Here is a 25,996-nt window from a genome sequence, read left to right as displayed (position 1 = left end):
GCAAGAATTAGACGGTATTTAGAGATGTTGTTACCTGCAAAAATCAAAGTCCAAGCGAATTTGTTAATCTCAAATTCTGGGCGAATATCTGGAATCACTACCAAAATGACTGCTTACTTTTAAATTGAAATTGCTCTCCAACCCCAACTGGATTTTTTTCTGTTGTAATTTAATATGGCAACACCTGAAATTTTTTGTCCATCAATAACTTGGTATTCAGTGATTAAAGGTGGTGATATAAAAATATTACTTTTGGTAAAACCCATGCCATTCGTCACATGAACCTCTTCAAAAAATTCTCTTCTTATCAATTCACTAGGGGTTAGATTCGTTATGGCAGCGTGAATAACACGATGTTCAATCCCTTTTTTTGATGTATGTTTAAATAACTTAACAGCTATAGCATCGCCTTCTTTACATTCCTCCTCTAAATCTCTGATCGGCACAACGCCATCTATATTTCTGTTGACAATAAAATGAATAACGCCTCTTTCCATATTTACATGATCAATTACTCCAATTTCCACTGTAAAAATATCCCATGGTTTTATACTATGCCTTTCCTCGATAACATATACTTGAAATCGTTGATTGCTATCAAATTCTCCTTTTATACGAAGCCCTGCTCCATCTATTAGTTTTTTATATGGGAATTTCGATTCTGAGATACTTATTTCTATCGGATCGGCAGAAATTTTTAAAAATATTTTTCGCTTTGGTTTATCTTCTTTGCCTGGAATCGTAAATTTTCCGCCGACATTTGCGTTAATCCATTGCAGTGTACTAAATAATAGTGATTCCGCAACCGAAGTATGTGCTCTATAGTAGTCTAAATTAGATGTATTTTCCTGAGTTGCTGCATACCATTCTTGCGAGATGATTCTCATGGCATCTTCGGGAATGTGCTGTGATTCTTTTTCTCTAAAAGCTAAGACTCTCTCAACTTCGTATTTGGCTCTGGTTAATTCACCAATACTTATTAGACACTGAGCAAGTTTCAGTCTAACTTTTCCTGTAAACTTATCATCAGTTGAACATAATAAAGCCTTACAATAACAGCTAAGTGCATTACTAAGATTAGTGCCAGCACAAATATCACCCAATAATTCCCAAGCCCAGTAATCATTAATCTTTGACTTTACGACATCCAGCCCAAATATAAAAGCATTGTCATATTTATCTAATGCCAACAAAAGCTTAGCTTTATTAAGCTTTAACCAGATATTATCGGGATATTGATTAATAGCAGAGTCAACATAAGGCAAAATATAGTTCAAATACTCAAGATTATCTGAACTTGCCGCTTTTTTACTAGCCTGCTGAATCACTTTTTCCGCCAACGATGGGAAATCCTTGCCGTTATTATCGCGATAACGTTCAAAATCTTCTGGACGTAGATATTCCAGATTCCATTGATATGAGAAAACCATCATATTAAATTGATCTTGTGATGTAATTTTTGCCGCAAGCTGAAGAAAACAGGAATGAAGTAGTGAAGGTTTCTCAACATCTAGCTTGAGATAGTCATTCATGTTTCTCTTAATAATACCAAGGTTTGAGTTTTCTTTAGCTACCAATTCTTTAGAAATTTTGTATAATTCCCAGCCAAAGCTGGTTTGAGTCTCCCGATCGGCTGAACTTGCCATCCAAACCTTACGATAAAGATTTGCAGCTTCCTCATGTTTGTTTTCTTTGCTTAATGCCTTCGCCTGACTGATTAATTGACCATGTGGATTACAAAGTGACAATACATTCCGTATTCCTCTCTGCAACACATCATCGGCTGGAAACGCTTTAATGCCTTCCAATTGTTGGCGATATAGAATCAAGTTTTGCTGATTTTCAGCCTTTACCTCTCGTTTGATTAAATCAATCAAACACCAAGCTAATGCTTTGAAATCCCAGTCATCAACACTCGATTGATTCGTCAACTGCAAAGCCATTTGGTAGGCATCATCCAGCGCACCTTCTTTGCGTTTTGCGAATACTTCTTTGCTGGTAATCATAAATTCATACCCTTAGTTAATAGCTCTTCAATCTTACCGACTAACGTTCCTCGCGAACATTGTGTAATGACTGCCTGACAACGGGTAAATTGGCTTTTCCCGTTATACCAAATATCGTATACGGCACGTTCCTCATCTTTGATAAAAGTGTATCGCTGAGACCATTGTTGTTCTACTACATCCTGAACAGTAATACTGTTTTCAGTTGTCAAAACTAGAATTCTTTGGTGAAAATCATTCAAAAAAGACTTCTCAAAGTTAAAATCATGAATCGATTTTATAGTGCTTATAACTATCGGCAATCCTTGAAGTGGTGAAAGTAAATTGACTATTTCATTACTCATTTCCGTTGATTGTGATGTCGTTATACGAGTGATTTTACCTTTGCCGTTGTAGCGCACATCAATATGGGAGAATTCGTCACCACGCTTAAAAAGATAAGCCTCTTGGTATTGGTGGTGAGTGATACTATCAATTACAATCCCTTTACCATCGATCAATCTGCGTAATTCTTTCAAAATGGTTAATAGGAATGGTGCATTTTGTGGGATACCAAATGTATCCAAAGCATCGGACACATCAATAGATGAGGTTTTTTGCAAATTACTTTCTTCGTCTATGAGCTGTTGCCCTAGATTAATACCTATATTTGGAACAGACTTAATTCCTGCTCCCAGTTTAAGATGAGGTGGATCAAGTAGATACAATTTTTGCGTCGTTCGAGTAATTGCTGTATAGAGCCAACGAAAGTAATCAGATGTCAGTTGGTTTTGATGGCTTTTACATTTCACAAAAACATTATTCCATTCGCTGCCTTGTGCTTTGTGACAAGTAATAGCATAGCCAAATTTAAGACGCAATGCATTGAAGTAAGGATCAATTTTCAGCAACTGCTTAAACTCCTTGCTTTTCCTTGGTATGTTCTTGTTACGTATGCAAAAGTCGAGATACAGTGCCTTGTTCTGATCAGAGGATAGCCCAGGCTCTTTATCATAAAGTAAATTTTCAATAATTTTTGCTTGGAAAAAGCATGGAGTGCCATCCAGATTTTTAAAACCAATTTTCACTTCTCTAAATACCAATTCAACCTGGGTTTCTTCAATTTCCTTTGAATCTTGGTTTTTTCTTTTGAGTGTAATTCTGCGTTTTTCTGAATTTCCCAGTACTTTGCTAATTAAGCCAAAATCGCCATTGGATATAAAAATGCCATGAGCGTCACTGTTTGCCAGTGCCATCACCTTGTCGCCACGCGCTATTTCTGGGCAATTTGGAAAGAAATGCTCTCGAATCATATGATTGTAGTCAGCAACATCTGCATTAGAGTGTGCAATAATGATAGATTCCCCATTAATTTTATTATCGCAAGACTCTAGGTAATGAGATATTAAGTCCTGATATTCTACCTGTTTCACGTCAGAGTACTTGAAGTCAATATCTAACTGATTAAACACATTTTCCTGTAATGCCTTGCGAAGCGGTATTGAGTTCTTAATGACACCGCTTTCAGCTTTCTGACGTACTACCTCCGTCAACTCGAAGTCTGTAGAATGCACATGATGTTTATTAAGTAGGTATTCTGCATTCAGAGCCGGTGAAGCATTCATTCCAACAGGCGGTAATTGTGCATTGTCACCGATAAAAATTACTTTCTTACGATGATCGTTGTGATCCAGATTAACAAATTTGAGAAAATCAGAGAGTAAATAGCCAGTACCAAAACGAAAGAATTCTGCCTCCTGATAAACATCAGAAATCATAGATGCTTCGTCCACAATATAAACCGTGTCAACAGAGTGTTCATTTACTGCTATTTTTGCATAGAATTTGAATGTTTCTGTACCATCAATATCATCATCACGATACTCAACAATATCATGAAATGAATAAATAGTTTTATGAATCGTATAAGCGGGTGAATTCGTTTTAAGGGCAATAACTTTGGAAGCTTTACCAGTTGGAGCCGCTAATATATAGTTACGACCAATAGCACGAAAATATTCTGTCAATCCCTTAGTGATAAAGGTTTTACCTGTACCTGCGTAACCTTTGAGTAGAAAAATATTATATTCTTTGCTATTAATAAACTGATTGAGTCGGTTAATCAACTCTGTCTGCCCATCATTAAGGGTATATTCTGCAAAAATATCATGCATATTGATCAGCTTGCGGGTGGTTTCGACTTGAAAATCTATCGTACTGGCTGCTTGGGCAGCCGAGTTCTTGAAAGTTTGAAGTTTGACCTGATCCAGTGACTGGTTGAGTACCGCCACTTCTGCCAGCGCAGCTTTCTCCGACTTTTTCAGTCTATCTAATTCGTCTTTGGCAGCTACCAACTGTCGAGCTAGATTCTCCTTTACCTGATTGAGTTCGTTTAGACGATCTGGAGGCTTAACAGGAATAATATACGCGGGGTATTCATCGTAAATGTCGGCACTGTAGGTTTTATAGAACCATTGACCGATCAAGTAAGCTTCTTTGATCAGAGAAAGAGCATCATCTTTATCTATGCTGCGACCATGAGCTGCTTTGTTACCCAGCACACGAATAGCATGGAGTTTGTGGAGAACAGCCTCATCAACAATTTCTTGGAAAGCCGTAGCCTTTAGTTTCCCGAAAAAATCATCAGAAGACTCACAAGGTAGATTTAGTTCTCGGTATAGAATGCCTACTAAGTTTTCTGCAAAGCAGCGCAGCTTGATTGTAGTTGTATGAGGATCTGAGTAAACATACTCTTCGGCAAAACGGGCATATTCATACAAATATGGCCAGCGAGATTTCAAGGGCTGGAAATTAGTTGACTGCATTTTTTGACGAACGCTGAAAAATAAGACCATAATTATAACCACATAACCAGCACAAGATCATAAGTATTTTTCACTTGACGAGAAGAGAATGAGGGAGGGGGTAAGTTGCCAAGCTACAGTTACGATGTTCGATTCTTCCAAAAACACGCCTAATCAATATTGTTGACTGCCATTGCCAGTGTTGTTATCTTCTCCAACATGAGTGCCACTGAAATATTCCAACGCCGCATTGTTTTATCTGCCAATAGTTTTGCAGAATTGGTGGCGTGGGAGTTGTCCTCACCAGTGCGTGGCAGTTTGCATCACTACAAATATCGCCTTGCATTCGTAGTCGATGGTATTTGTGTGGTGCGCTATGACAATGAAGCAGGCAAAGGCGACCACAAGCATATTGGCATACAAGAAATAGCCTGTACTTTTACGAGCATTGATCAACTGGTATCGGACTTTTATACAGACGTAATGAGGTGGCGCGATGAACACAGTCGTACTTGATGTCCGCACGTTGCAAGACTCACTGGCAGACTTCACTAACGCATTAAAAACGGGGGAAAACTCCACGCCCCGCATCAGCTTTGAAACCCCTGAACTGTTATGGCAAACCCTGACCATCAAGCGTTGGGAAATCCTCAAAGCCATGACGGGCTGTGGCGTTCTCTCTATCCGTGAAGTAGCGCGGCGCGTAAACCGTGATGTGAAAGCCGTACACGGCGACGTTCATGCTTTGCTTAACTCAGGGTTGTTGAAAAAATCAGGTGATGGCGTGTCGTTCCCTTATGACGGTATTCACGTTGATTTTATGCTACAAGCTGCGGCTTGAGTGTTATTCAGTGAGTCGGCATAGTAATCATCCAATAAGCGCGTTTTGCTGCACAATTTTCGCCAACGCCGACGAATCCAGCTCCCCAAGACCGGCATCCACCAACGCCTGCATATAATCCGCAGCGCGTTGTGTCCCCGGTAAATTCAAGCCAAACGTGGTGGCAGTATCGGTCACAATATGCATGTCTTTATTGTGCAAGTGCGCTTTGAAACCGGGCTGGAAGTTTTCATCCAAGATGCGTTGTCCGTGCAATTCCAACACCTTTGAATAAGCGAAACCACCGAGCAGGGCTGCACGTACTTTGGCGGGATCAACCCCAGCCGCTTTTGCCATTTCAAACGCTTCAGTAACCGCAATAATGCTTTGTGCTGCAATCAATTGATTACAGGCTTTGGCTAATTGCCCCGCGCCATGCTCACCGATATGCGTGATGGTTTTGCTCATTGCGGCAAGCGCAGGGCGGGCATACTCCAAATCGTCAGCATTGCCGCCCACCATAATGGTTAATGTGCCAGCGATTGCGCCAACATCGCCGCCAGAGACGGGGGCATCGAGCATTCTGATACCTTTTGTTGCCAGTTTTGCCGCGATTTCACGGGTGGCAACCGGAGAAATGGTGCTCATGTCAACCACCAGCAAACCCGGTTTGCCTCCTGCAATGACACCGGTTTCGCCTAATAATACCGCTTCCACATCGGGTGTGTCGGATACGATAGAAATTATCATGTCGACGTTTGCAGCGAGTGCAGCAGGGGTCGGGTAATATTCCGCGCCTTGGTTGACGAGTTCTTGCGCGGATTCTGGGCGACGCGCATAAACAGCGAGGGTGAAACCGGCTTTCATCAGGTTTCTACACATCGGTAGTCCCATAATACCAGGGCCAATCCAGCCGATTTTAGGTTGCGTTAGCGTAGTCATGAGGATTCCTTCAGCGGGTAAAATTCACCAGATGTTAGCACAACTGCAAAACCCAACGGGTTTTGATGGTAGAATTCCGCTTTGCTTTTAACCCCGGTCAATACGATGCCAGCAGACGCTTTAGCCCCTTTGCAATGGTTTTTTGCCTGTCCTCAATTTATCGAGCCATTGCTGGCAGATGAACTCACCCGTTATGGGGCAGAATCGGTCAAAATCGGTCATGCCGGTGTGCAAGCCACAGGGGATTTGCGGTTCGGCTACCGGGCAATGTTGTGGAGCCGTCTGGCTTCGCGGGCAACGTTGCAACTGGCGCACGGTTTCGGCAAGGATCAAGCCGAGTTACAAACGCTGATTGACAGCATTGACTGGCAACAACACCTGCGCCCGGAAGGTACGCTGAAAGTACGCTTCTTTGGTCTGAATGACGATATTCGCAACACCCAATTTGGGGCGCAATGGGTTAAGGATCAAATTGGTGATCAATTCCGCAGTCAGCACGGAATACGCCCCAGCGTCAGTAATTCCCCCGATCTGGTTGTCGTGGTGAATTTGCACAAAGGCAATGCCAGTATTGGTATTGAACTCAATCTGCACAGTTTGCACCAACGCGGCTACCGCGATGTGGATACCCATGCGCCGATGCGTGAAAACCTAGCGGCGGCGGTATTGATACGGGCAGGGTGGTTAGACATGCTAGTCAGCGATGCGGCAACCGTAGCATTGCTTGATCCGCTGTGTGGTGCTGGCACGTTTCTGATCGAAGGCGCATTGATGGCGCTGGATATTGCTCCCGGTTTATTGCGTGAACACACGGTTGCGGAACGTTGGTTGGGACATGAGCCGACCGTGTGGGGTGAACTCTATGCCGAAGCGGAGCAACGCCGTAACGCTGGTTTGGCGAATGCTGAGCGTTTTGAGTTTTGGGGCAATGACAGTAATCCTGCTGCTGTCATGGCGGCACGCGCGGATTGGCGTTCGATCGACTTACCCGCCGCGCGTTGGACACAGTGCGATTTGAAAGCGATGCCAGCACCCACATTGGCAGCGGCAGGTTTGGTGATCAGTAGCCCGCCATTTTCTGAAGACACCAATGTTGTCGCGCTACGCCCGGTTTACGATGCCTTGGGGCAGTGGATGGCGAGTATGCCGGATACTTACCGGGGCGCATTGTTCGTTGAAAACGAAGCGCCGCTTGCGTTAACCAACCTGTTTTACAGCAAAGAATACCGTTTTCTGAACAGTGAAACCGAGTCCAAGCTCTATACCTTTGATAAGTTGGTGCAAAAAGAACGCCCAACGGCTTGGATTGCCGATGATTTGGCTAATCGGCTGAACAAAAATCTACGTAAACTGAAAAGTTTCATTAAACAAGGGCATACCGACGCCTACCGTGTCTATGATATGGATATTCCCGAATACGCGATTGCCGTCGACCGTTACGCGGACTGGTTGCATGTGCAGGAATACGCGCCACCGAAAACCATTGATGAAAAAGCAGCGGAACAACGTTTGCAGCAAGCCTTGCTAACCTTGCCTGAGGCATTGGGGGTTGACCCGAAAAAGATTGTCCTGAAACAACGGCGGCAGCAAAAGGGCAAAAGCCAATACCAAAAACAGGGCAGGGCGGAACAGTCCCTTATCGTTACTGAGCATGGTGCACGCTTTAAAGTGAATCTGAGTGATTATTTGGATACGGGATTATTCCTTGATCATCGCCCGATGCGCTATTGGTTACAGCAGCATTCCAAGGGTAAGAAAGTATTGAATCTGTTTTGTTATACCGGTACGGCAAGTGTCCATGCGGCAATCGGTGGCGCAAATCGCGTTGACAGCGTGGATATGTCGGCGACTTACTTGGAATGGGCGAAAGACAATTTTGAATTGAACGGTTTGCAGCACGATCCGTATCGCCGTTACCGCTTTATTCAGGCTAATGTGCTGGACTGGTTGTATGACTGTGATGAATATTACGACCTGATTTTTCTTGATCCGCCCACTTTCAGCAATTCCAAGCGGATGCAGGATACGTTTGATGTGCAACGTGATCATATCGCGCTGATTAACGATGCCATGCGCGTGTTGTCGCCGGATGGTACGCTGATTTTTTCCAACAATTTCCGTAAGTTTAAGTTGGATGCTGAAGTCGAAAGCCAATACGCCGTACAAGATTACCGCAAACAGTCATTGCCACTGGATTTTGAACGTGACCCTAAAATTCATGGTTGCTGGTTGATTCGGCACAAATAAACCGAATATCGACTAAATATTGCTCTTTATATAATAAATATGTGACAGCGTTACAATGTTCTTTATACTTAGCCCAATTAATCTTTTTAAACAAATCAATGTATTAGGGTTTTTTATGAGTGTAACGCGCAATCACCCGCTTCTAATTGTAACGGGCTTTACCTTGTTGTCATCGCTAAGCGCTTGTGGCGGTGGCAGTTCAAGCAACCCGGCATCTACAGCAGGTGTTACACCGGTAGTGTCTGCACCGGTTGTGCCAGCCGCTGTTCCGGCTCCGGCTTCTGTTGTGGTAGAGCCACCGCCACCGCCACCGCCGCCGCCACCACCGTCCCGTTATTTGAAACTGGATGCGGGTGGCAATGAGTTACCGGCTAATGCTACCGACTGGAGTTGCGTAAAAGATAAAGATACCGGCTTGATTTGGGAGGCAAAAACCGATGACGGTGGTTTGCGTGATCGAGATTGGCGTTACCGTCACGCGCATAATTACGGGGGTTACGCCGCTTCAGTTGACTATAACGGGAAGACTTTGTGCGCCAATTTGGGTTCTGCTTCCTGTGATGCTTATAGCTACGTCAATGCCTTAAAAGGTTCTGGTCTTTGTGGCAGAAACGACTGGCGTTTGCCGGTAATGGGTGAGTTATTCGGTTTGATTAAATACCATGACGATGGAAAACCATTCAATATTGACCGTACTTATTTCGCTGATACGGTGAAAGGGCCTTATTGCACTGAAAATACGATTACTAATCCGGCAGATTGCGGTTATGAACCCGGTACGCCCTTTTACTACAATGCCGATGGGCGTATTGAGTGCAATTATCAAGGGGTTGATTTCGGCGTGACGGTCAGGGCGGAAAATCCACGGGGTGACAGCATGGTGGCACTGAGACATTCCGGGGAAGTGCAGGACGGCAAGAGTGTCCCTAACACTAACTGGATTTGTTACACCCGTTTAGTCAGTGATCAACGTTGAGTTTACAACACGCCGCTGCGTTTAATATCCAGATAATGATTGATCAGGTTTACGGATAATTCCGGGGGCGGTACATCCATGCAACGGATGCCAGCCGCCCGTATCCGTTCCAAGGTTGCTTCGCGGGTCGCCAGATAATGTTGCACGGCTGCCGTATGCAGGGCATCTTCCAGATTATCCACCGGCGCATCTAATGCCTGATCAATTGCCTGTTCCCGCATACTGGCCAGCAATACCAAGTGGCGTTTGCGCAGGATATGCACCGCTGGCAACAGGTCAGCCAAATCCTCATCCCGCAGATTGGTAAGCAACACAATCAGCGCCCGTTTTTTCTGGCGTACCAGCAATTCGGTGGCGGCTTGCGCATAATCCGGTGCGTGGGTGGTTGGTTGTAAATCGTACAAGGCATTCAACATCTGTTGCACTTGGTGTTGCCCCTTGTGTGCGGGCAACCAGCGGTTTTGCCCCGCAAAACTGCCCAAACCCACCGAATCACCCTGCCGCAGCGCTACATACGTCAGCAGCAAAATAGCATTCAAGGTGTGATCAAAGTGCGATAGCGCGTCATCTTGTGCCAGCATCCGATGCCCGCAATCCAGCAGGAAAATGATTTCCTGATCACGTTCATCCTGGTATTCGCGGGAAATGGGTTTGCGCATCCGCGAACTGGCTTTCCAGTCGATTTGGCGCAGGCTATCCCCGGCGCGGTATTCGCGTAATTGGTGGAAATCCTGACCGTCGCCGCGACGGCGTTTTTTCATAATCCCCATGTGGCTGAGGTGGTTATCGGTCGCCATTAGCGCGTATTGCGCGACCGCAGCAAAATTGGGGTAAACCTTGGTTTCGGATACGACTGGCAGTTTCAGGTCATGCCACCATAATTGCAGCGGCGACAGGATGCGTACCTGCAAACAGGGAAAATGCAGTTTGCCGCGTTCAATCGCCGTCACTTCATACAGCGGTTCGGCGAATTTGCCAACATCCAGCCCCAAGCGCAGCGGAAAGCCAGTGGTTTGCACTTGCAAGGGAAAATGATCGAAAATCTCCACCGTGAGCGGACGTTTGCCCGTGTTATGCAAGCGCAGGCGCACCGTGCGCTTCACCCCTAATGGTAACGAATGTGGCACGAAACGTTCACCACGCGGCGCAGGTTCTGTCACCACCAGCAGTAAATCGGTAAACGCCAGCAACAGGCTGACCCCAACCGTGACATACCACATGCCAATGAGTTCCGGGAACAGGCTGGCCAGTAAAGCGACGGCGGCATTCACGCCAGCCAAATAAAAGCTGCGGCGGGCGGGTAAGATCATGAGCGCGGGGCTTCGGTTTTGTCGAGAATGGCGCGTAGCAAGTGGTCGGCATGATAGCCTTCCAGTTCCATTTCCGGCGACAGTGAAACCCGGTGGCGTAACACCGGCAAACACACCTGCTTAATGTCATCCGGGTGTACAAAGTCACGCCCTGCGAGTAAGGCATTCGCCCGTGCCGCCCGAATCAGCGCAATGCTACCGCGTGGTCCTGCTCCAAAGCGCAAGCCTTGCCAGTGACGGGTTGCACGGGTAATGCGCACGGCGTAATCCAATACTGTCACATCCACCGCGATCTCTGCCGTGACGGTTTGCATCGCCATGACCTGTGCGGGGGTGGCAATCGCCTGCAAATTATTGAGATTGAAGCGGTCGCCGATTTGTTTGTCCGTCACCACCATGACCATTTCGGCTTCTTCGGCTAATTCTGGGTAGTCGATGAAAACTTTCAGCAGGAAACGGTCGAGTTGCGCTTCGGGCAGGGGGTAGGTGCCTTCCTGTTCCAGCGGGTTTTGGGTGGCAAGTGTCATGAACGGCAGCGGCACGGGTAATGCTTTGCCTTCGATGGTGACTTGCTGTTCCTGCATCACTTCCAGCAATGCCGATTGGGTTTTGGCGGGGGCGCGGTTGATTTCGTCTGCCAGCAGCAGGTTGGTAAATACCGGGCCTTTGCGTACATTGAAACTTTGGTTTTGCATATCAAACAGCACATGCCCACTGATGTCGGCGGGCATCAAGTCGGGGGTGAATTGAATGCGGGCAAATTGACCGGAAATGGTGCGGGCAAGGGCGCGAACCAGCAAGGTTTTGCCAAGACCGGGGACACCTTCAATCAAGACATGCCCGCCTGCCAGCAAGGCGATGAGGGTTTCACGCACGACTGACTTTTGCCCGATCACGGCTTTGCTGATTTCACTGCGGATAGCTTCGGCTAAATGGCTGGCTTGTTCAAGCGTCAGGGTTGCTGTTGTCATGTTGTTTCCTTGTGCTCGGCAAAAGTTGAGTAACACGGGCGACGAACCCGCTGTATTGGGTGTCAGCGTGTTTGCGGTGACGTTGCCACATAAACAAACCGCTGGCGTGGATGTGTTCCAAAATGCGGCGGCGTTCAGGGGCAGGTTTAGGAATCATTGGCCCAAAACGGGGGCTGAGGGCAAGAATGGTCAGTGGAATAAATACCGCCAAACTCAGCACCAATGCCCAAGCATATTCCCACAATAAGCTTGCTAATCCTGGCATCTCATCGTTATGCACCAGCCAGACTGCTTGTGGTTCATCGTGTAAACTGTGCAGCATATGCCAGAAAAATTCGGCATGATCGTAATCGTCAATTGCCGGATTTTGGATAAAGTCGAGGTTGGCAGCCCATGTGATTAAGCCATTGCCATGTTCCATTTCCAGCAGCCAAGCCGCATCGTTATAGGTCTGCGGGTAGGCTTGCGCGGCAGTGGTTTGCAGCGCGTAGAAAAATTCGGGGTCAACTTGCAACGGGTGACTCATATTGGAGAGTTCGGCTTCCAGCGGTAAGTCATCGTCTTCGGGGATGATGTGTTCCCCCGTGGTGATGCCTAAAGCGAGTTGCAGCGGGTCACGGTCGCTGGTTTGCTCAGTATCTTCAGCGTCTGGGTCAGTGTTGACGTAGCGGGTGCGGGTAATTAAGTGTCCGCCCTTGGCTACCCATGCCAGCAGTGCCTCACTTTTTTGGCGTGACAGTGTGTAACGGTCGGTATCAATCACGAGCACGGTATTGGTAGATGGCAGCGTTTGCAGGCTGGTTTGGCGTTCGCTGGGAATGCCCATGCGCTTGAGGAATAAGCGGGCAGCGAATAGCGGATTTTCACGGGCTTCCCCCCGAAAACCGCTGTATTCGTCCACTTCTTTGTATTCGTAAGTGTTCAGAAACCACAGCACACCCGTGGTGGTGACTAAAGCGACAAACAAACCGATTAGGATGGATTGGAGCCTCATACGCGCTCCTGTATGGCGTTAAACGTGCGCCAGCCTGCCCAAAGAGGGATGAGAGTATGCGTGTCGGGCGGGCGGTGTGCGTAAGCAATGGCTTGCCAAGCTTGGGTGGTCGCTTGTAACCATGCCAGCCGTTCGGTATTCAGGTGCGGCTGTGCCAAGCGTAAAATGTCGCCTTCGGTATGGCTGGCTTGCACATTGAGGTGATCATGGCGGGTGAGGCGCATTAACGCACCGCGATATAGCAGGCTAAGTGCTTCACGGTGCTGCCCAGATTCCCACAAGCGCTGGCTGGCAGCCGCAATATCATCGGGTAAGGATTCAGGGCGAATATCCATGCCAAATAGCACATCCGGGGGTGGTGTTGCTGGCACTTTGCGTTTCGGGGGTTTCAGCAAAGCCAGAATGCGTTTGCGGTACACAAATGCCATGATCAGCAAGACGATAACCGCGATCCATAGTGCCATTTTGGTGATGGTGGCAAACAGTATTTGCAGGGATTCGGCGATTTCGGTCGGGTCTTCTGCCGTTTCCTCCTCTGGGTTGCGCAATACCCATTGCTTCTGGGTACGCATTCCCACGAGTTCTTCGCGTTGCATCACTTCGTGGATTTGCGCAGCAGATTCTTGCGGGAGCAAGCGTTCCGGCGCGAGGTATTCACCTTTTGTGTTGGCGTTTGCCCAAGCCGTCTGTGGGGTCATGAACGGCAAACTGATGAGCAATAAACCCGCCAGCAACAGGCTTAGGGGAGCACGTGCCAATTGGCTCAGGCGCGTTCCCAGATTGCGGAAAGCGAGTTCAATATCCCACGCCTCTAATTGCGTGCGTCGATTGAGGTACAAGCTGAAACTGGCAGCGACGTAGAACGGTTCAATGAGCAATATGGTCAGACCGTACAGCAGCAAATACAATAAGTTGCCCCAATATTGTGCATCAGTGTCTAAGGTTTCCGTGAACGCAGCCATGATGTAGTCCCACGAACCATCCGTTGGGTCGAGCAACAAAATCAGCACATACAGGCTGGCAAGTACCACATATTCGAGGTGCACACAGGCAACCGTTACCCCGATAGCGTGCGAATGTGCCTGCAAGTGCAGCAGATCTTGCCGTTCGGCACGGGGTTTGCCGCGTAATTGTTCCAGTTGCCAGATGGGTAAATTAAAACCACGCGATAAGGATAAGCGCCGCCAAGTTAACGCACTCAATAATCCCGTCTGGCGGATGAGCGCGGGCAATGCGCTGAATATTGCTGCGCTAGACAAACGCTGGTTAAACATCTGATGGCTGAGGATGTGCAGCAACACCCGGTCATACAAGGGTTTGAACCACCACAAGACGATGGGGATATAAGCCTTGTAAGCATCCGGTGTTAGCACCCACAAAATCAGGGCAAAACTTCCCAGCAACAATGCCCATGCCGGAAAAATCCAACGCGCATGGTGCTGCACCAGCGCAAAGCCCAAATCAACCGCTTCCCAAGGGGAGCGCAGGCGGATATTGGCGGTCAGCTCGTCAAGTTTCATCGGCTACTGCCTCACGCCCCAATAACACAAAATAAGCGATGACCAGCAACCACAAGGCAATGCCCACCGCGTATTTGACCAGCACCGGGATCCAAGTTTGCGACGACCAAAAGGCTTCCACAAATGCCGCCATAATGAATAGCGTTGCTGCGCCGTAAACGATCAGAATTGCTTCTTGCGCATTGTCGCGTAATGCCAATGCCCGTGATTTGCGCCCCGGCATAATCAAAGCGGCTGCCAACTTAAACCCTGCCGCACCGGATAACACAATCGCGGTTAGCTCAAAGGCACTGTGTCCCGCGACAAACCCCCAGAAGGTTTCGATATAACCAATTTGCGTCAAATGTCCCGCTGCTGCGCCAATGTATAAGCCATTGAATAGCAAAAAGAACACGCTACCCAAGCCGTAGAGCAAGCCGCCCGCAAACACCTGAAAGCCAATTCCGGTATTATTTTTAATGTAAAACCCGAACATGTACACATCGCTATCGGCTTCCCGTTCGCGCCCAAAGCGTGAATCCCGTTGCGGGTCATACATGTCTTCCATATTGGCGACGGTTGTGCCATCCATCACCGAATACACCAGTTCGGGTTCAACTTGAATCGCAATCAACATGGCAAAAAAACTACCGAAAAATAGCATACCCGCCAGTAATAGGGCTTGCCATTCGCGCCGCACCAATTGCGGTAAATCCTGTAAATAGAATTGGATGAAACGATGGGCGAAATGCAGCCGTGAGGTATACAAACGGTGATGTCCGCGTGTTACTAAATCGTTGAGTTGCGCAATCAATAAGGGACTATACATACGCGATTGTGCCAGCGCTAAATGGTGACACAGTTGGCGGTAGGCAGCGGGGAAATCCAGTGTGGGTTCCGGGATCGCATCCCGTTTACGCTGCCGTTTCGGGATTTGCTGGTAATCCAGCCATGCACGTATTTGTTCCCACTGCGCTTGGTATTGGCTGATGAATTGTTCTTGCTTCATGTTCTGCCTCCGCCTGTGATCCAGCGGGCAATGCCTTGCAAGTAGTGGGTTGGTTTGGGTTGTTGGGCGACCAGTGTGCCGGTCATTTGCGCGAGTTCATCCAAACGTGCTGAGGTGAGGGTATGACTACGTTGGGCAAACAGCATAATGGCTTGTTGTTCGGGTAAGGTCAGCGTGACTTCGGGGCGTATTGCTTCCACATCCACTGTTGTGCTGTGTCCGTTTGGATGGGTTTTGTGTAGCACTACCGTATTGGCAGCTAAATCCCCAAGGCGTTGAAAGCGTTGGTTCAGCAACATACTGGCAAACCCAAACCCGTAAAGGAAAGGCAGAAAATCCACAACCCGCAATAAGTTGCGCACTAAAGAGGCAGAAAAGGTAATTGGGCTGGCATCGGCTTGGGCGACGTAAATATCGAGCATTTTTTTGCCGGGTGTTTGTCCCTGATGGCGCAATTCAAAATAGACGGGGTAAAACCATTCCAATAAAAACGCGAGGATGAGCGCGATGCCGATCCCCATTTTGCCGAAAATGGCAAGTGCGGCAAATAATAGGGTGCTGATTAAGCCACGTATCAATAGATCCAGTAACCATGCCAACAAACGTGGGGCAGGCCCTGCGGGTGATAGTTGTAAGGCAATGCCTTCAGGCGTGTTGACCGTATAGGTGGTGTCTAATCTCATGTAAGCCACAGTTTATCCCAGTACCTCCCCTTATCTGGGGAGGGTGGGAAAGGTTTCTTCTTATAATTATTGTGCAGCCGGAGCCGGATCCGGGTTAACAGTCGTCGGCATCCATCCCGATGTAACACCTGCTGGTGGGTTGTCAATAATCTTTTCACCCGGATTCAAGCCCGAAATAACCGCTACTTTGCCGCCGCCATTTTGTTCAGCGCCCAAGCGTACCATGCGCAGTTCCGAGGTGTTGTTGTCTTTCACCACTAAAACACCCGGTAAACTGCTGCCTTTCATCAGGGCGGTGCGTGGAATGACGATCGTTTGATTTGCGCCTTTTTTGTTTTCAGGCACATAAATTTCTGCATACATACCCGGTGCAGTGGTGATTTCCATCGGAATATCAAACTTCACCGTAACCGTGTGGCGGCTGGGGTCAGCGATCGGATAAATTTCGGAAACCCGCACGGAGGTGTCGGTACTGCCATCAATCCGTGCCGGTAACAACATATCCTTACTCAAGTTGCCAACCAGACCGGAAGGCACGTCGGCTTGCAAACGTTTGTATTTGATGTAGCCGAATTTGACCAGCGGCTGACCAGGCTGTACGGTATCGCCGACTTCTACCATCTTTTCGAGGATAATGCCTTCAAACGGGGCAATAGCGCTGGCATCGCGTAAGGCAGAGTCAATTTCCTGTAACTGTGACATCGCTTGTTGGAGCTGACCTTGTGCTTGTGAAACGGCGGACATGGCATTGGTTAAATCGCCCTGACGGATAGTGTCAGAGTCATAACCCCCCATGAATGATTCCGCAAACGGGCGCACTGCCATGCGGTCAAACATGGAGGGCATCCCAAAACCGGGCATAGCGCCCACGTCCTTGCTGCGCGGGGAAGTCAGTTCACGGTAATATTGGGCTTGCGCGTTTTGTACGCCCGCTTGGGCAATGGAAATCTGCGCAACCACGGCATTCCGTTTTGCAATGAGTTGGGCTTCGTCAACCTTGAATACAACCGCGCCTTCGGTAAGATTAGTGCCCACCGCGCCCGCCACGTATTTCACCACACCGGGAATCTGGGCGCTTAAGGTCACTTCTTTGTACGGAATAACGGTGCTACCCAAGACCGATTGCGAGCGAGCGCCTGTGGTTTCGACCTGGATGATTTCAGCGGCTTGTACGGCAAATGTGCTGGCAAACAAACCAGCGATTAACAATACCGACGCTTTTTTGCGTATAGTCATGTGATTCTTTATCCTCAAAGCGGGCAATTCAACAAATTATGGCATGTTAGCATGGTCTTGCGTTACTGCCGGTATTCAATGGATGCCAGCAAGCCGCGATTATCCAGCAATTGTAATGCATTTTCAGGCGTATCAATAAACGGATTTCGGATTCCCAGCCGGGAATAGACCCAATTATTGTAAGCCACTTCCCACGCACTGGGGCTATCTAGCTTTGCCCAGTGTACCAGAGTCGCAATGTGGCGATTATAAAGTTCGTCAATTTCGTATACCAGCAACATATACAAGAGTGCACGGGCAATGTCACCCCGGTTATGTGAGGGGATTACCCATTCGTGATCCGCATCGAAACCGGTGCTTGCGCTGAAACTATCCGGGTGCAGTGTCAGATTGTAAGGGCGCACAATCGTATCGCCATCCATATCGAAATTGAAGTTGGAGCGTTTGGCATTCAAGCCGCGTTCTGACGGGGCAAAATTGAAGGGGTTAACGCTTGCGCCGTTGCGTACATTGCGTGGTACACCTTTGTGTGCAAGGTAACGGTCTAAGAAATCACGCGGGATAATGTGTTCAATACTGTGATGTTGTTTCTGATACAGTTCATTGATGGGAAGAGTGCCGTAGATCGACGTGACCCAACCGTATTCGTTGTCGAAGAAAAATGACCAGAAGTTTTTCCACTTATCTGTGCCGTCCCATTGTTTGAAATGTTTGCGTGATTGGAAGATACCACCGGCGTATGCCACAAAATCCTGACGTGTCAGAATGTCGGCAACGTGTTTAATGCTGTGTGCGGGGCGTTGGTGAATGCTATTCGCGTAGTCAAGCGGGGCGTCGCAGGGGAGTAGTTCCACGCAGACTTGCCCGTGATCTGACTGCAAACGTTCGGCAATCCCATCGGATTCCAAATGCTGATTCCAGACTTCGTAGTGCGCCACTTCCGCTTTGGCATCGGTATTTTTGGGGTTAAGCGCATTGGAAACGAGGATGTAATCGAGTACCCCACCCGTACCCCGATGAATCTTGGTGAAAGGGCGTACCCGTTGGCGCATATTGGGTGCAAGCCGGAACGTGTCAGCTAGGCGGTAAGTGTATAACCACGGGGTAATGCCTTCCGGCCATTGCTCTGCTTCTATCCCGCCAATCGCGTAAATCCGATCCTGCATGGTCAGTGTGGCGAGTGGAATGGAGTTTTCACTATCATTCATATCACCCAATACGACGATCGGGTGGGCGGCATCCTGTTCTAGCCAGCGCACAATATGGTGATAGAGCAGGGTGGCTTCCAAGCTACGTTGCAGCAAAGAGGCAACCGTACCGCGTGATAAGCGTTGCAAGGTGTCTGCGATACGGTGTTGCCATTCGACCTTATCTGCATACTTCATATCCAGCGAGGCAGGGCGTTTGGATTTAAGGTGCAGCACGTAGACGGTCAGAATTCCAAAGTCGGGTACTTGCACATCCGCACAGATAGGGGCGCGACTAAACTTGAAATGGTCAGGAAGTGGTAATTCATCGCGCACCGCTGCGGCAATGTCAACCGGATGAACTGCCACAATCGGGAAACGCGAGGCTAAAGCCACCACGGACTTGTGGTATACCAAGGGAGCATCTTCACGTACCCCTGAGGCGTCAACGTGGATAAAATGCGGATACCCCGCCGCTAGGCACAATTGCTGAAGTTCGGGAATGCTGAAAACTTCCTGAAAGCCCACGATGTCTGCATCCATTTGGTGCAGGCGGGCGCTAACCCAGTGTTGTTTCTGTTCCCACTCGGCAGCAGTAAAGGTGTTATGTTCCGTTTGCTCATGCCAGTAATACCCGTGCGCGGCAAACTGGTAGAGGTTAAAGGTGGCAAGTTTCATGCTTTTTGGTCTCCTTCTTGCAGTCACTATCCTCACACGTTTCAGGAGTGTATGCCAAGCGTTAGGGAATTGTTTATAATGCTTCCCACGCGCAGAGAAACAACCATCGAAAATTGGAGAGAGTAGATGTACCAACATATCAAAGTTCCCGCACAAGGCGAGAAAATCACGACTAACGCTGATTATTCCCTGAATGTGCCGAACAACCCGATTATTCCGTACATTGAGGGAGACGGCATTGGCGTTGACATCAGCCCGGTCATGATGAAGGTAGTCGATGCTGCTGTAGAAAAAGCTTACGGCGGTGAGCGTAAAATTGCTTGGATGGAGGTGTATGCCGGTGAAAAAGCCACGCAAATTTACGGTGAAGACGTATGGTTGCCGGATGAAACCGTCGATGCCGTCAAGGAATTCGTGGTTTCTATCAAGGGGCCTTTGACTACGCCGGTCGGTGGTGGGATTCGTTCCCTGAATGTGAAATTACGTCAGGATTTGGATTTGTACCTGTGCCTGCGCCCCATTCGTTACTACGATGGTGTGCCAAGCCCGGTGAAAGAGCCGGAAAAAACCAATATGGTGATTTTCCGTGAAAACTCCGAAGACATTTACGCGGGAATTGAATGGGCAGCGGAATCCCCCGAAGCCAAAAAAGTCATTGAGTTTTTGATGAAGGAAATGGGCGTAAACAAAATCCGTTTCCCGGAAACCTCTGGAATTGGTATTAAGCCAGTTTCTCGTGATGGTACGAAGCGTTTAGTACGCAAGGCCATTCAATACGCGATTGATAACGACCGTGACTCCGTGACCTTGGTGCACAAAGGTAACATTATGAAGTTTACCGAAGGTGCGTTCAAAAACTGGGGCTATGAACTCGCGAAAGAAGAGTTTGGTGCAGTGGAAGTTGACGGCGGTCCGTGGTGTTCCATGAAGAATCCGTTGAATGGCAAAGACATCACGATCAAAGACGTGATTGCGGATAATTTCCTGCAACAGATTTTGCTGCGCCCAGAAGATTATTCCGTGGTGGCAACCTTGAACCTGAATGGCGATTTCGTATCTGACGCATTAGCGGCTCAAGTAGGCGGGATTGGCATTGCTCCCGGTGCAAACTTGTCTGATACCATCGCAATGTTTGAAGCAACCCACGGTACGGCACCGAAGTTTGCGGGTTTGGATCAGGTTAACCCCAGTTCCATCGTATTATCAGCCGAAATGATGTTACGTCACATGGGCTGGTTGGAAGCGGCTGATTTGATTAACAAAGGCACAGCGGGGGCGATTTCCTCCAAGCGCGTGACCTTTGACTTTGCCCGCATGATTGATGGGGCAGAGGAAATTGCCTGCTCAGAATTCGGCGATAATGTAATCGCTCACATGTAAGGCATGGCACGTTAGCGTTACTGTGTGACAACGGGCGGCCTGAGTGTCGCCTGTTTTTTTATTGGGACACTTGTATTTCGGGAAGTTACACCAATCTATGCAAGGAATAGTGACAGCGAACGGTCAAACCGTTTATAACATTAGCATGACAACCCGTAAGCTTGGGGCAAGGTAAAGTAGAAATGGCGCAAAAACACAAAGAAGATCATGGTAACGGCCAGGATTCCGGTGTAGCGGTACAGGAATCCCGCCCAGAGGTAAAAGAACCACCCCGCTTTAAAGTTATACTATTAAACGATGATTTCACTCCGATGGACTTTGTAGTCGAAGTACTGCAAACGTTCTTCGATATGGATCACGAGAATGCGACTCGCATCATGTTACACGTACATACCCGTGGCAAAGGTGTTTGTGGCGTCTATACTCGTGACATAGCGGAAACCAAGGTGGCTCAAGTCAGCCGGTTTGCGCGGGAACATCAACATCCTTTGCTGTGTACAATGGAAGAGGCATAAGTCTTATGTTGAGCGCTGAAGTAGAATACTCGATCAATACGCTGTACAGCGATGCCCGTAACCGCCGTTACGAGTTTGTCACCGTTGAGCATTTGCTATTGATTATGCTGGATAACCCCAGTGAGGCAGAGGCATTGCGTGCCTGTTCAGTGGATATTCCACAGTTACGCCGTGAACTTGATATGTTCGTGGATGAAAACACGCCTTTGGTTCCTGAAAATGACCCACACCGCGATGTGCAACCCACGTTAGGGTTTCAGCGTGTCATCCACCGGGCCATTTACAGCGCCCAAACTTCGCGCAAGGGTGAGGTGACGGGGGATGCGATTCTGGTGGCTATTTTTGGCGAGCCGGATTCCCATGCGGTGTATTTCCTGTCACGGCACCGTGTGACCCGTTTGGATATTATTAACTTTATCTCCCACGGCATCCGCAAGGATCACCAGCCAGAGGCGTCTCAGGGCAAGGGATCTGATGACGATACGCCGCAGTCATCCGGCAACCCGTCTGAAACCGATGCTGAAACCAATGACAATGGGAAGCCTTTGGAAAAATACGCCAGCAATCTGAACGATATGGCGCTGGAAGGCAAAATTGACCCCCTGATTGGGCGTGATCTCGAAATTGAACGCACCATTCAAGTCTTGTGCCGCCGCCGCAAAAACAATCCTTTGCTGGTGGGTGAAGCAGGCGTTGGTAAAACCGCGATTGCCGAAGGCTTGGCAAAACGTATTGTGGATGGAGAGGTGCCGGAAATTCTCGCCGATGCCGTGATTTATTCCTTGGATATGGGATCATTACTGGCTGGCACTAAATACCGGGGTGACTTTGAAAAGCGCCTGAAAGCTGTGCTGAAGCAAATCAAGAATGAACCACACGCGGTGTTGTTCATAGATGAGATTCACACCATTATCGGTGCTGGGGCAACCTCCGGCGGTACAATGGATGCTTCCAATCTCATCAAGCCGGTATTGTCGACGGGCGAACTCAAATGCATCGGTTCGACCACCTTTCAGGAATACCATACCATTTTCGAGAAAGACCGTGCTTTGGCGCGACGTTTCCAGAAGATCGACATCAATGAGCCGTCGGTAGAAGAAACCATTGAAATCCTCAAAGGCTTGAAATCGCGTTTCGAGGCACACCACAATGTGCGCTATACCCAGCCTGCGCTCAAAGCGGCAGCAGAATTGGCGGCTAAATATATCAATGACCGGCATTTGCCTGACAAAGCCATTGATGTGATTGACGAAGCAGGCGCAAACCGTCAATTGCAACCGGCGGCTTCCCGCAAGAAAACCATCAATGTCACCGATATTGAAGACATTGTGGCAAAAATCGCGCGAATTCCACCCAAATCGGTCTCCACCTCGGATATGCAAACCCTGCGTAATCTGGAACGTGATTTGAAAATGGTGATCTTCGGGCAAGACAAAGCCGTTGAGCAGTTAACTGCCGCGATCAAAATGGCGCGTTCTGGCTTGCGTGATGATACCAAACCGATTGGCTCGTTTATGTTTGCAGGGCCAACCGGGGTAGGTAAGACCGAAGTCTCTAAGCAGTTGGCTTTACGGTTGGGAATCGAGTTACTGCGCTTTGATATGTCCGAATACATGGAACGCCATACGGTTTCGCGCCTGATTGGTGCGCCGCCGGGCTATGTCGGGTATGACGAAGGTGGTTTGCTTACCGATGCGATTAACAAACACCCGCACGCGGTCTTGTTGCTGGATGAAATTGAAAAAGCCCACCCGGATATTTTCAATATTCTGCTGCAAGTGATGGATCACGGTACGCTGACGGATGCAAACGGGCGCAAGATCGACTTCCGCAATGTGATTCTGATCATGACCAGTAATGCGGGGGCGGAGAATATCAGCCGCAAATCGCTCGGTTTCACCGTGCAAGATCACACGCTGGATGCGACCGAAGCGGTTAACCGCACCTTCTCACCAGAGTTCCGTAACCGTTTGGATGCCGTGATTCAGTTTAACCCGCTGACGGCTGAAGTGGTGTCTTCAGTAGTGGACAAGTTCATTATCAAGCTGGAGGCGCAACTGGAGCCGAAAAAAGTGGTGCTGGTTGTCGACGAAGCAGCGCGTCATTGGTTAGCTGAGAAAGGTTATGACCGTTTGATGGGTGCACGTCCGATGGAACGGGTGATTCAGGAACACATCAAAAAACCACTGGCAGATGCCATTCTGTTTGGCGAACTCAGCCAGGGTGGTCGAGTGGAAGTATCGGCAGATGATGACGGGCTGGTAATTGAAATGCACGGTACAGAAGCTGTACCAGCCTAAGCATAATCGGGAAACTGACACACCATGCGCCCTGCGGGGCGCATTTTTATTTGTTGCGGTAGCTAATGCGACCTTTGGTAAGATCGTAAGGGGTGAGCTGTACGGTAACGCGGTCGCCGGTCAAAATGCGGATGTAGTTCTTACGCATACGCCCGGAAATGTGGGCATTAACCACGTGACCATTGTCTAGCTGAACGCGGAAAGTCGTATTAGGCAGGGTTTCCTGCACAATGCCTTCCATTTCAATGTAATCTTCTTTCGCCATAATCTCGCTAAATACTAAAGTATACTAAACGGCGTATTATCCTTGCCACACGCCAGATGACAAGTTCTTTTTTAGATTTCTCGCTTTGACAGTTTTCATGGCAACATAATTTTATTAGGATAGAACGATTTTTCACGCGGGAGCAGTAAAACACATGACTATTGCGGGTATTTTTCCGGGGCAGGGTTCGCAGTCACTCGGTATGCTGGCGACCTTGAGCGCAGACTTTGCGGAAGTGCGTGACACTTTCCAAGAAGCTTCTGACGTGTTGGGGCGTGATTTGTGGCAATTGACTCAGGAAGGGCCTGAAGCCGCACTCAATAGCACTGAAAATACCCAGCCGTTAATGTTGGCTGCTGGTGTCGCCGTCTGGCGTGTTTGGCTGAAACAAGGGGGATGTCAGCCAGTTGCCTTAGCTGGGCATAGTTTGGGTGAATATTCCGCGCTGGTAGCAGCGGGTGTATTGAATTTTACAGATGCGGTGGCGTTAGTCGCAGAACGTGCCCGCCTGATGCAATCGGCAGTGGCAGACGGCGAAGGGGCAATGGCTGCGGTTCTGGGGTTGGATGATGCGCAAATTGTGGCAGCTTGTGCGCAAGCAGCTCAAGGCGAAGTCGTCGAGGCGGTGAATTTCAACTCACCGGGACAGGTTGTGATTGCGGGGAATGCGACTGCGATTGAGCGAGCCATTCAAGTGGCAACGGAAATGGGTGCGAAAAAAGCCATCAAATTGTCCGTGAGTGTGCCTTCTCATTGTGCACTGATGCTGCCTGCTGCAACGCAGTTGGCGACTCAATTAGCGGCTACCACGGTTAATGCGGCGCAAATTCCCGTGCTGCATAACGTCGATGCGCAAACCCGCACCACTGCGGATGAGATGCGCAGCGCTTTAGCACAACAACTCTATCGCCCGGTGCGCTGGGTTGATACGATCCAAGCATTGCAGCATACCTATGGCGCGACGGCGGCGATTGAGTTTGGTCCCGGTAAGGTGTTGACGGGTCTGAATAAACGGATCGACCGTAAACTTGGTGCGGTATGCATCCTAGATAGCAAAACATTGGAAGAAGCATTAAAACTTTGTGAGGAGGCGGGAGCGTAATGGATTCACTCATCAGTTTACAGGGTGAAATCGCCCTAGTGACCGGCGCAAGCCGAGGTATCGGGCGTAGCATTGCAGAAATGTTAGGCAAAGCGGGCGCAACCGTTGTCGGCACGGCGACCAGTGAAAAAGGTGCTGAAGCCATTTCCGCCTATTTAGCCGCTGCGGGTATTGTGGGCAAAGGAATGGTGTTGAATGTTGCCGACAAAGATTCCATCGAATCCGTCACTAAAGCGGTAACTGGGGAATTCGGTGGTATCAGTGTGCTGGTGAATAATGCTGGCATTACCCGCGATAACTTGTTGATGCGCATGAAGGATGAGGAATGGGATGACATTATTGCTACCAACCTGACATCGGTGTACCGCATGAGCAAGGTGTGTATGCGCGGCATGACCAAAGCCAAAAAAGGGCGCATTATCTCGATTTCATCCGTGGTGGGTGCGTCCGGGAATCCGGGGCAAACCAACTACGCCGCCGCCAAAGCTGGTTTGGTCGGGTTTTCCAAATCACTGGCTCGCGAAATCGGTTCACGCAACATTACGGTGAATGTGGTTGCGCCGGGGTTCATTGATACGGATATGACCCGCGAATTGTCCGAAGAGCAGCGCAGTCATTTGCTGCAAAATATCCCACTAAGCCGCTTAGGGCAACCCAATGAAATTGCCGGAGCTGTGTTGTTTTTAGCGTCCTCTTTGGGTGCATACATCACAGGCGAGACAATTCATGTCAACGGTGGTATGTATATGGCTTAAACCTGCTGGTATGATGCACGGGTTTTAAATACAATAGTCTACCGCTACCAATACTTTTTATTTACGAGGAACACAAGACCATGAGCGATATAGAAGAACGCGTCAAGAAAATCGTTGTTGAACAATTAGGCGTTGATGAAGCTGAAGTAAAAAATTCATCTTCTTTCATTGACGATCTGGGCGCGGATTCTCTGGACACCGTTGAACTGGTTATGGCACTGGAAGAAGAATTCGGTGCTGAAATCCCTGATGAAGACGCAGAAAAGATCACCACTGTGCAAGCAGCTATTGATTATATCAAAGCTCAGCCACAAAAAGGTTAAGTTCTGCTGATAAGC

22 protein-coding genes are annotated in these 25,996 nt (G+C 48.5%); 10 read left to right on the top strand and 12 right to left on the bottom strand.

Going from position 1 to position 25,996, the window contains the following annotated elements; translation table 11 throughout:
- Nucleotides 1–119: 119 nt before the first annotated feature.
- Nucleotides 120–2,006 carry a DUF7017 domain-containing protein gene (locus tag L2Y54_RS14680; RefSeq protein ID WP_236497107.1) on the bottom strand — a complete coding sequence of 629 codons (1,887 nt, stop codon included), beginning with the start codon at nucleotides 2,004–2,006 and terminating at the stop codon, nucleotides 120–122.
- Complete coding sequence (locus L2Y54_RS14675; RefSeq protein ID WP_236497106.1) at nucleotides 2,003–4,840, bottom strand: ATP-dependent DNA helicase; 2,838 nt, start codon at nucleotides 4,838–4,840, stop codon at nucleotides 2,003–2,005. The genes L2Y54_RS14680 and L2Y54_RS14675 overlap by 4 nt, the downstream gene beginning before the upstream one ends.
- Nucleotides 4,841–5,008: 168 nt before the next feature.
- Here L2Y54_RS14675 and L2Y54_RS14670 point away from each other — a divergent pair, with 168 nt between their 5' ends.
- Complete coding sequence (locus L2Y54_RS14670) at nucleotides 5,009–5,305, top strand: toxin-antitoxin system TumE family protein (protein WP_236497104.1); 297 nt, start codon at nucleotides 5,009–5,011, stop codon at nucleotides 5,303–5,305.
- Complete coding sequence (locus L2Y54_RS14665) at nucleotides 5,286–5,630, top strand: HVO_A0114 family putative DNA-binding protein (RefSeq protein WP_236497103.1); 345 nt, start codon at nucleotides 5,286–5,288, stop codon at nucleotides 5,628–5,630. Before L2Y54_RS14670 ends, L2Y54_RS14665 begins: the two co-directional genes overlap by 20 nt.
- 27 nt (nucleotides 5,631–5,657) lie before the next feature.
- Here the strand turns inward: L2Y54_RS14665 and L2Y54_RS14660 are convergent, their stop codons facing one another.
- Nucleotides 5,658–6,551, bottom strand: coding sequence for an NAD(P)-dependent oxidoreductase (locus L2Y54_RS14660; protein WP_236497101.1), 894 nt, complete (start codon nucleotides 6,549–6,551; stop codon nucleotides 5,658–5,660).
- A gap of 105 nt (nucleotides 6,552–6,656) precedes the next feature.
- Between L2Y54_RS14660 and rlmKL the strand changes: the two genes are divergently transcribed.
- Nucleotides 6,657–8,798, top strand: a complete 2,142-nt coding sequence (gene rlmKL / locus L2Y54_RS14655; RefSeq protein ID WP_236497100.1) for a bifunctional 23S rRNA (guanine(2069)-N(7))-methyltransferase RlmK/23S rRNA (guanine(2445)-N(2))-methyltransferase RlmL — start codon at nucleotides 6,657–6,659, stop codon at nucleotides 8,796–8,798.
- A 238-nt stretch (nucleotides 8,799–9,036) separates the two neighbouring features.
- Nucleotides 9,037–9,774: an Lcl domain-containing protein gene (locus tag L2Y54_RS14650; RefSeq protein ID WP_236497098.1), complete on the top strand. Its 738-nt coding sequence runs from the start codon at nucleotides 9,037–9,039 to the stop codon at nucleotides 9,772–9,774.
- 2 nt (nucleotides 9,775–9,776) lie between these two features.
- Here the strand turns inward: L2Y54_RS14650 and L2Y54_RS14645 are convergent, their stop codons facing one another.
- The 8 genes from L2Y54_RS14645 to L2Y54_RS14610 all read right to left on the bottom strand — a co-directional run bounded on the left by L2Y54_RS14645 (nucleotide 9,777) and on the right by L2Y54_RS14610 (nucleotide 19,341).
- Nucleotides 9,777–11,084 (bottom strand): DUF58 domain-containing protein, encoded by a 1,308-nt coding sequence (locus L2Y54_RS14645; protein ID WP_236497096.1) that lies wholly within the window; start codon nucleotides 11,082–11,084, stop codon nucleotides 9,777–9,779.
- Entirely contained in the window at nucleotides 11,081–12,055 is a 975-nt protein-coding gene (locus L2Y54_RS14640) for an AAA family ATPase (RefSeq protein ID WP_236497095.1), read from the bottom strand. The genes L2Y54_RS14645 and L2Y54_RS14640 overlap by 4 nt, the downstream gene beginning before the upstream one ends.
- Nucleotides 12,030–13,049 (bottom strand): DUF4350 domain-containing protein, encoded by a 1,020-nt coding sequence (locus L2Y54_RS14635; protein WP_236497093.1) that lies wholly within the window; start codon nucleotides 13,047–13,049, stop codon nucleotides 12,030–12,032. Before L2Y54_RS14635 ends, L2Y54_RS14640 begins: the two co-directional genes overlap by 26 nt.
- On the bottom strand, nucleotides 13,046–14,569 hold the full coding sequence (locus tag L2Y54_RS14630) for a hypothetical protein (RefSeq protein WP_236497091.1): 1,524 nt from the start codon (nucleotides 14,567–14,569) through the stop codon (nucleotides 13,046–13,048). Before L2Y54_RS14630 ends, L2Y54_RS14635 begins: the two co-directional genes overlap by 4 nt.
- Nucleotides 14,559–15,557, bottom strand: a complete 999-nt coding sequence (locus L2Y54_RS14625) for a stage II sporulation protein M (RefSeq protein WP_236497089.1) — start codon at nucleotides 15,555–15,557, stop codon at nucleotides 14,559–14,561. The genes L2Y54_RS14630 and L2Y54_RS14625 overlap by 11 nt, the downstream gene beginning before the upstream one ends.
- A complete protein-coding gene (locus tag L2Y54_RS14620) occupies nucleotides 15,554–16,240 on the bottom strand; it encodes an RDD family protein (protein ID WP_236497087.1) in 687 nt (228 codons plus the stop codon). Before L2Y54_RS14620 ends, L2Y54_RS14625 begins: the two co-directional genes overlap by 4 nt.
- A gap of 66 nt (nucleotides 16,241–16,306) precedes the next feature.
- The gene (locus L2Y54_RS14615; RefSeq protein ID WP_236497086.1) at nucleotides 16,307–17,476 is read right to left on the bottom strand and encodes an efflux RND transporter periplasmic adaptor subunit; all 1,170 of its coding nucleotides are present in this window, start codon (nucleotides 17,474–17,476) and stop codon (nucleotides 16,307–16,309) included.
- A 62-nt stretch (nucleotides 17,477–17,538) separates the two neighbouring features.
- A complete protein-coding gene (locus L2Y54_RS14610) occupies nucleotides 17,539–19,341 on the bottom strand; it encodes an endonuclease (RefSeq protein WP_236497084.1) in 1,803 nt (600 codons plus the stop codon).
- Between the two features lie 126 nt (nucleotides 19,342–19,467).
- Here L2Y54_RS14610 and icd point away from each other — a divergent pair, with 126 nt between their 5' ends.
- The 3 genes from icd to clpA all read left to right on the top strand — a co-directional run bounded on the left by icd (nucleotide 19,468) and on the right by clpA (nucleotide 23,536).
- Nucleotides 19,468–20,721 (top strand): NADP-dependent isocitrate dehydrogenase, encoded by a 1,254-nt coding sequence (gene icd / locus L2Y54_RS14605; protein WP_236497082.1) that lies wholly within the window; start codon nucleotides 19,468–19,470, stop codon nucleotides 20,719–20,721.
- Between the two features lie 182 nt (nucleotides 20,722–20,903).
- Nucleotides 20,904–21,236 carry an ATP-dependent Clp protease adapter ClpS gene (gene clpS, locus L2Y54_RS14600; protein WP_093066558.1) on the top strand — a complete coding sequence of 111 codons (333 nt, stop codon included), beginning with the start codon at nucleotides 20,904–20,906 and terminating at the stop codon, nucleotides 21,234–21,236.
- A 5-nt stretch (nucleotides 21,237–21,241) separates the two neighbouring features.
- Nucleotides 21,242–23,536, top strand: a complete 2,295-nt coding sequence (gene clpA / locus L2Y54_RS14595; protein WP_236497080.1) for an ATP-dependent Clp protease ATP-binding subunit ClpA — start codon at nucleotides 21,242–21,244, stop codon at nucleotides 23,534–23,536.
- Nucleotides 23,537–23,582: 46 nt separating this feature from the next.
- On the opposite strand, the gene infA is transcribed toward clpA, so the two are convergent.
- A complete protein-coding gene (gene infA / locus L2Y54_RS14590) occupies nucleotides 23,583–23,801 on the bottom strand; it encodes a translation initiation factor IF-1 (protein ID WP_028489898.1) in 219 nt (72 codons plus the stop codon).
- Nucleotides 23,802–23,955: 154 nt separating this feature from the next.
- Here infA and fabD point away from each other — a divergent pair, with 154 nt between their 5' ends.
- From fabD to acpP, 3 genes are all read left to right on the top strand, one after another.
- The gene (gene fabD, locus L2Y54_RS14585) at nucleotides 23,956–24,903 is read left to right on the top strand and encodes an ACP S-malonyltransferase (RefSeq protein ID WP_236497079.1); all 948 of its coding nucleotides are present in this window, start codon (nucleotides 23,956–23,958) and stop codon (nucleotides 24,901–24,903) included.
- Nucleotides 24,903–25,658 carry a 3-oxoacyl-ACP reductase FabG gene (gene fabG, locus L2Y54_RS14580; protein WP_236497077.1) on the top strand — a complete coding sequence of 252 codons (756 nt, stop codon included), beginning with the start codon at nucleotides 24,903–24,905 and terminating at the stop codon, nucleotides 25,656–25,658. Before fabD ends, fabG begins: the two co-directional genes overlap by 1 nt.
- 80 nt (nucleotides 25,659–25,738) lie before the next feature.
- Nucleotides 25,739–25,981 (top strand): acyl carrier protein, encoded by a 243-nt coding sequence (acpP, locus tag L2Y54_RS14575; RefSeq protein ID WP_236497076.1) that lies wholly within the window; start codon nucleotides 25,739–25,741, stop codon nucleotides 25,979–25,981.
- Nucleotides 25,982–25,996: the final 15 nt, after the last annotated feature.

Origin of the sequence: Thiothrix winogradskyi, from assembly GCF_021650935.1 — a bacterium.
GTDB classification, from domain to species: domain Bacteria; phylum Pseudomonadota; class Gammaproteobacteria; order Thiotrichales; family Thiotrichaceae; genus Thiothrix; species Thiothrix winogradskyi.
The sequence above is the reverse complement of the archived record's forward strand: the minus strand, read 5'-3'. Positions and strand labels throughout refer to the sequence as shown.

Coding starts and splice junctions, on each gene's coding strand:
- clpS (WP_093066558.1), top strand. CDS start 20,904: ATGGCGCAAAAACACAAAGAAGATCATGGTAACGGCCAGGATTCCGGT.
- rlmKL (WP_236497100.1), top strand. CDS start 6,657: ATGCCAGCAGACGCTTTAGCCCCTTTGCAATGGTTTTTTGCCTGTCCT.
- L2Y54_RS14610 (WP_236497084.1), bottom strand. CDS start 19,341: ATGAAACTTGCCACCTTTAACCTCTACCAGTTTGCCGCGCACGGGTAT.
- L2Y54_RS14680 (WP_236497107.1), bottom strand. CDS start 2,006: ATGATTACCAGCAAAGAAGTATTCGCAAAACGCAAAGAAGGTGCGCTG.
- L2Y54_RS14615 (WP_236497086.1), bottom strand. CDS start 17,476: ATGACTATACGCAAAAAAGCGTCGGTATTGTTAATCGCTGGTTTGTTT.
- L2Y54_RS14640 (WP_236497095.1), bottom strand. CDS start 12,055: ATGACAACAGCAACCCTGACGCTTGAACAAGCCAGCCATTTAGCCGAA.
- L2Y54_RS14635 (WP_236497093.1), bottom strand. CDS start 13,049: ATGAGGCTCCAATCCATCCTAATCGGTTTGTTTGTCGCTTTAGTCACC.
- L2Y54_RS14675 (WP_236497106.1), bottom strand. CDS start 4,840: ATGGTCTTATTTTTCAGCGTTCGTCAAAAAATGCAGTCAACTAATTTC.
- L2Y54_RS14630 (WP_236497091.1), bottom strand. CDS start 14,569: ATGAAACTTGACGAGCTGACCGCCAATATCCGCCTGCGCTCCCCTTGG.
- L2Y54_RS14660 (WP_236497101.1), bottom strand. CDS start 6,551: ATGACTACGCTAACGCAACCTAAAATCGGCTGGATTGGCCCTGGTATT.
- L2Y54_RS14645 (WP_236497096.1), bottom strand. CDS start 11,084: ATGATCTTACCCGCCCGCCGCAGCTTTTATTTGGCTGGCGTGAATGCC.
- L2Y54_RS14670 (WP_236497104.1), top strand. CDS start 5,009: ATGAGTGCCACTGAAATATTCCAACGCCGCATTGTTTTATCTGCCAAT.
- fabD (WP_236497079.1), top strand. CDS start 23,956: ATGACTATTGCGGGTATTTTTCCGGGGCAGGGTTCGCAGTCACTCGGT.
- infA (WP_028489898.1), bottom strand. CDS start 23,801: ATGGCGAAAGAAGATTACATTGAAATGGAAGGCATTGTGCAGGAAACC.
- acpP (WP_236497076.1), top strand. CDS start 25,739: ATGAGCGATATAGAAGAACGCGTCAAGAAAATCGTTGTTGAACAATTA.
- clpA (WP_236497080.1), top strand. CDS start 21,242: ATGTTGAGCGCTGAAGTAGAATACTCGATCAATACGCTGTACAGCGAT.
- L2Y54_RS14665 (WP_236497103.1), top strand. CDS start 5,286: ATGAACACAGTCGTACTTGATGTCCGCACGTTGCAAGACTCACTGGCA.
- icd (WP_236497082.1), top strand. CDS start 19,468: ATGTACCAACATATCAAAGTTCCCGCACAAGGCGAGAAAATCACGACT.
- L2Y54_RS14620 (WP_236497087.1), bottom strand. CDS start 16,240: ATGAGATTAGACACCACCTATACGGTCAACACGCCTGAAGGCATTGCC.
- L2Y54_RS14625 (WP_236497089.1), bottom strand. CDS start 15,557: ATGAAGCAAGAACAATTCATCAGCCAATACCAAGCGCAGTGGGAACAA.
- fabG (WP_236497077.1), top strand. CDS start 24,903: ATGGATTCACTCATCAGTTTACAGGGTGAAATCGCCCTAGTGACCGGC.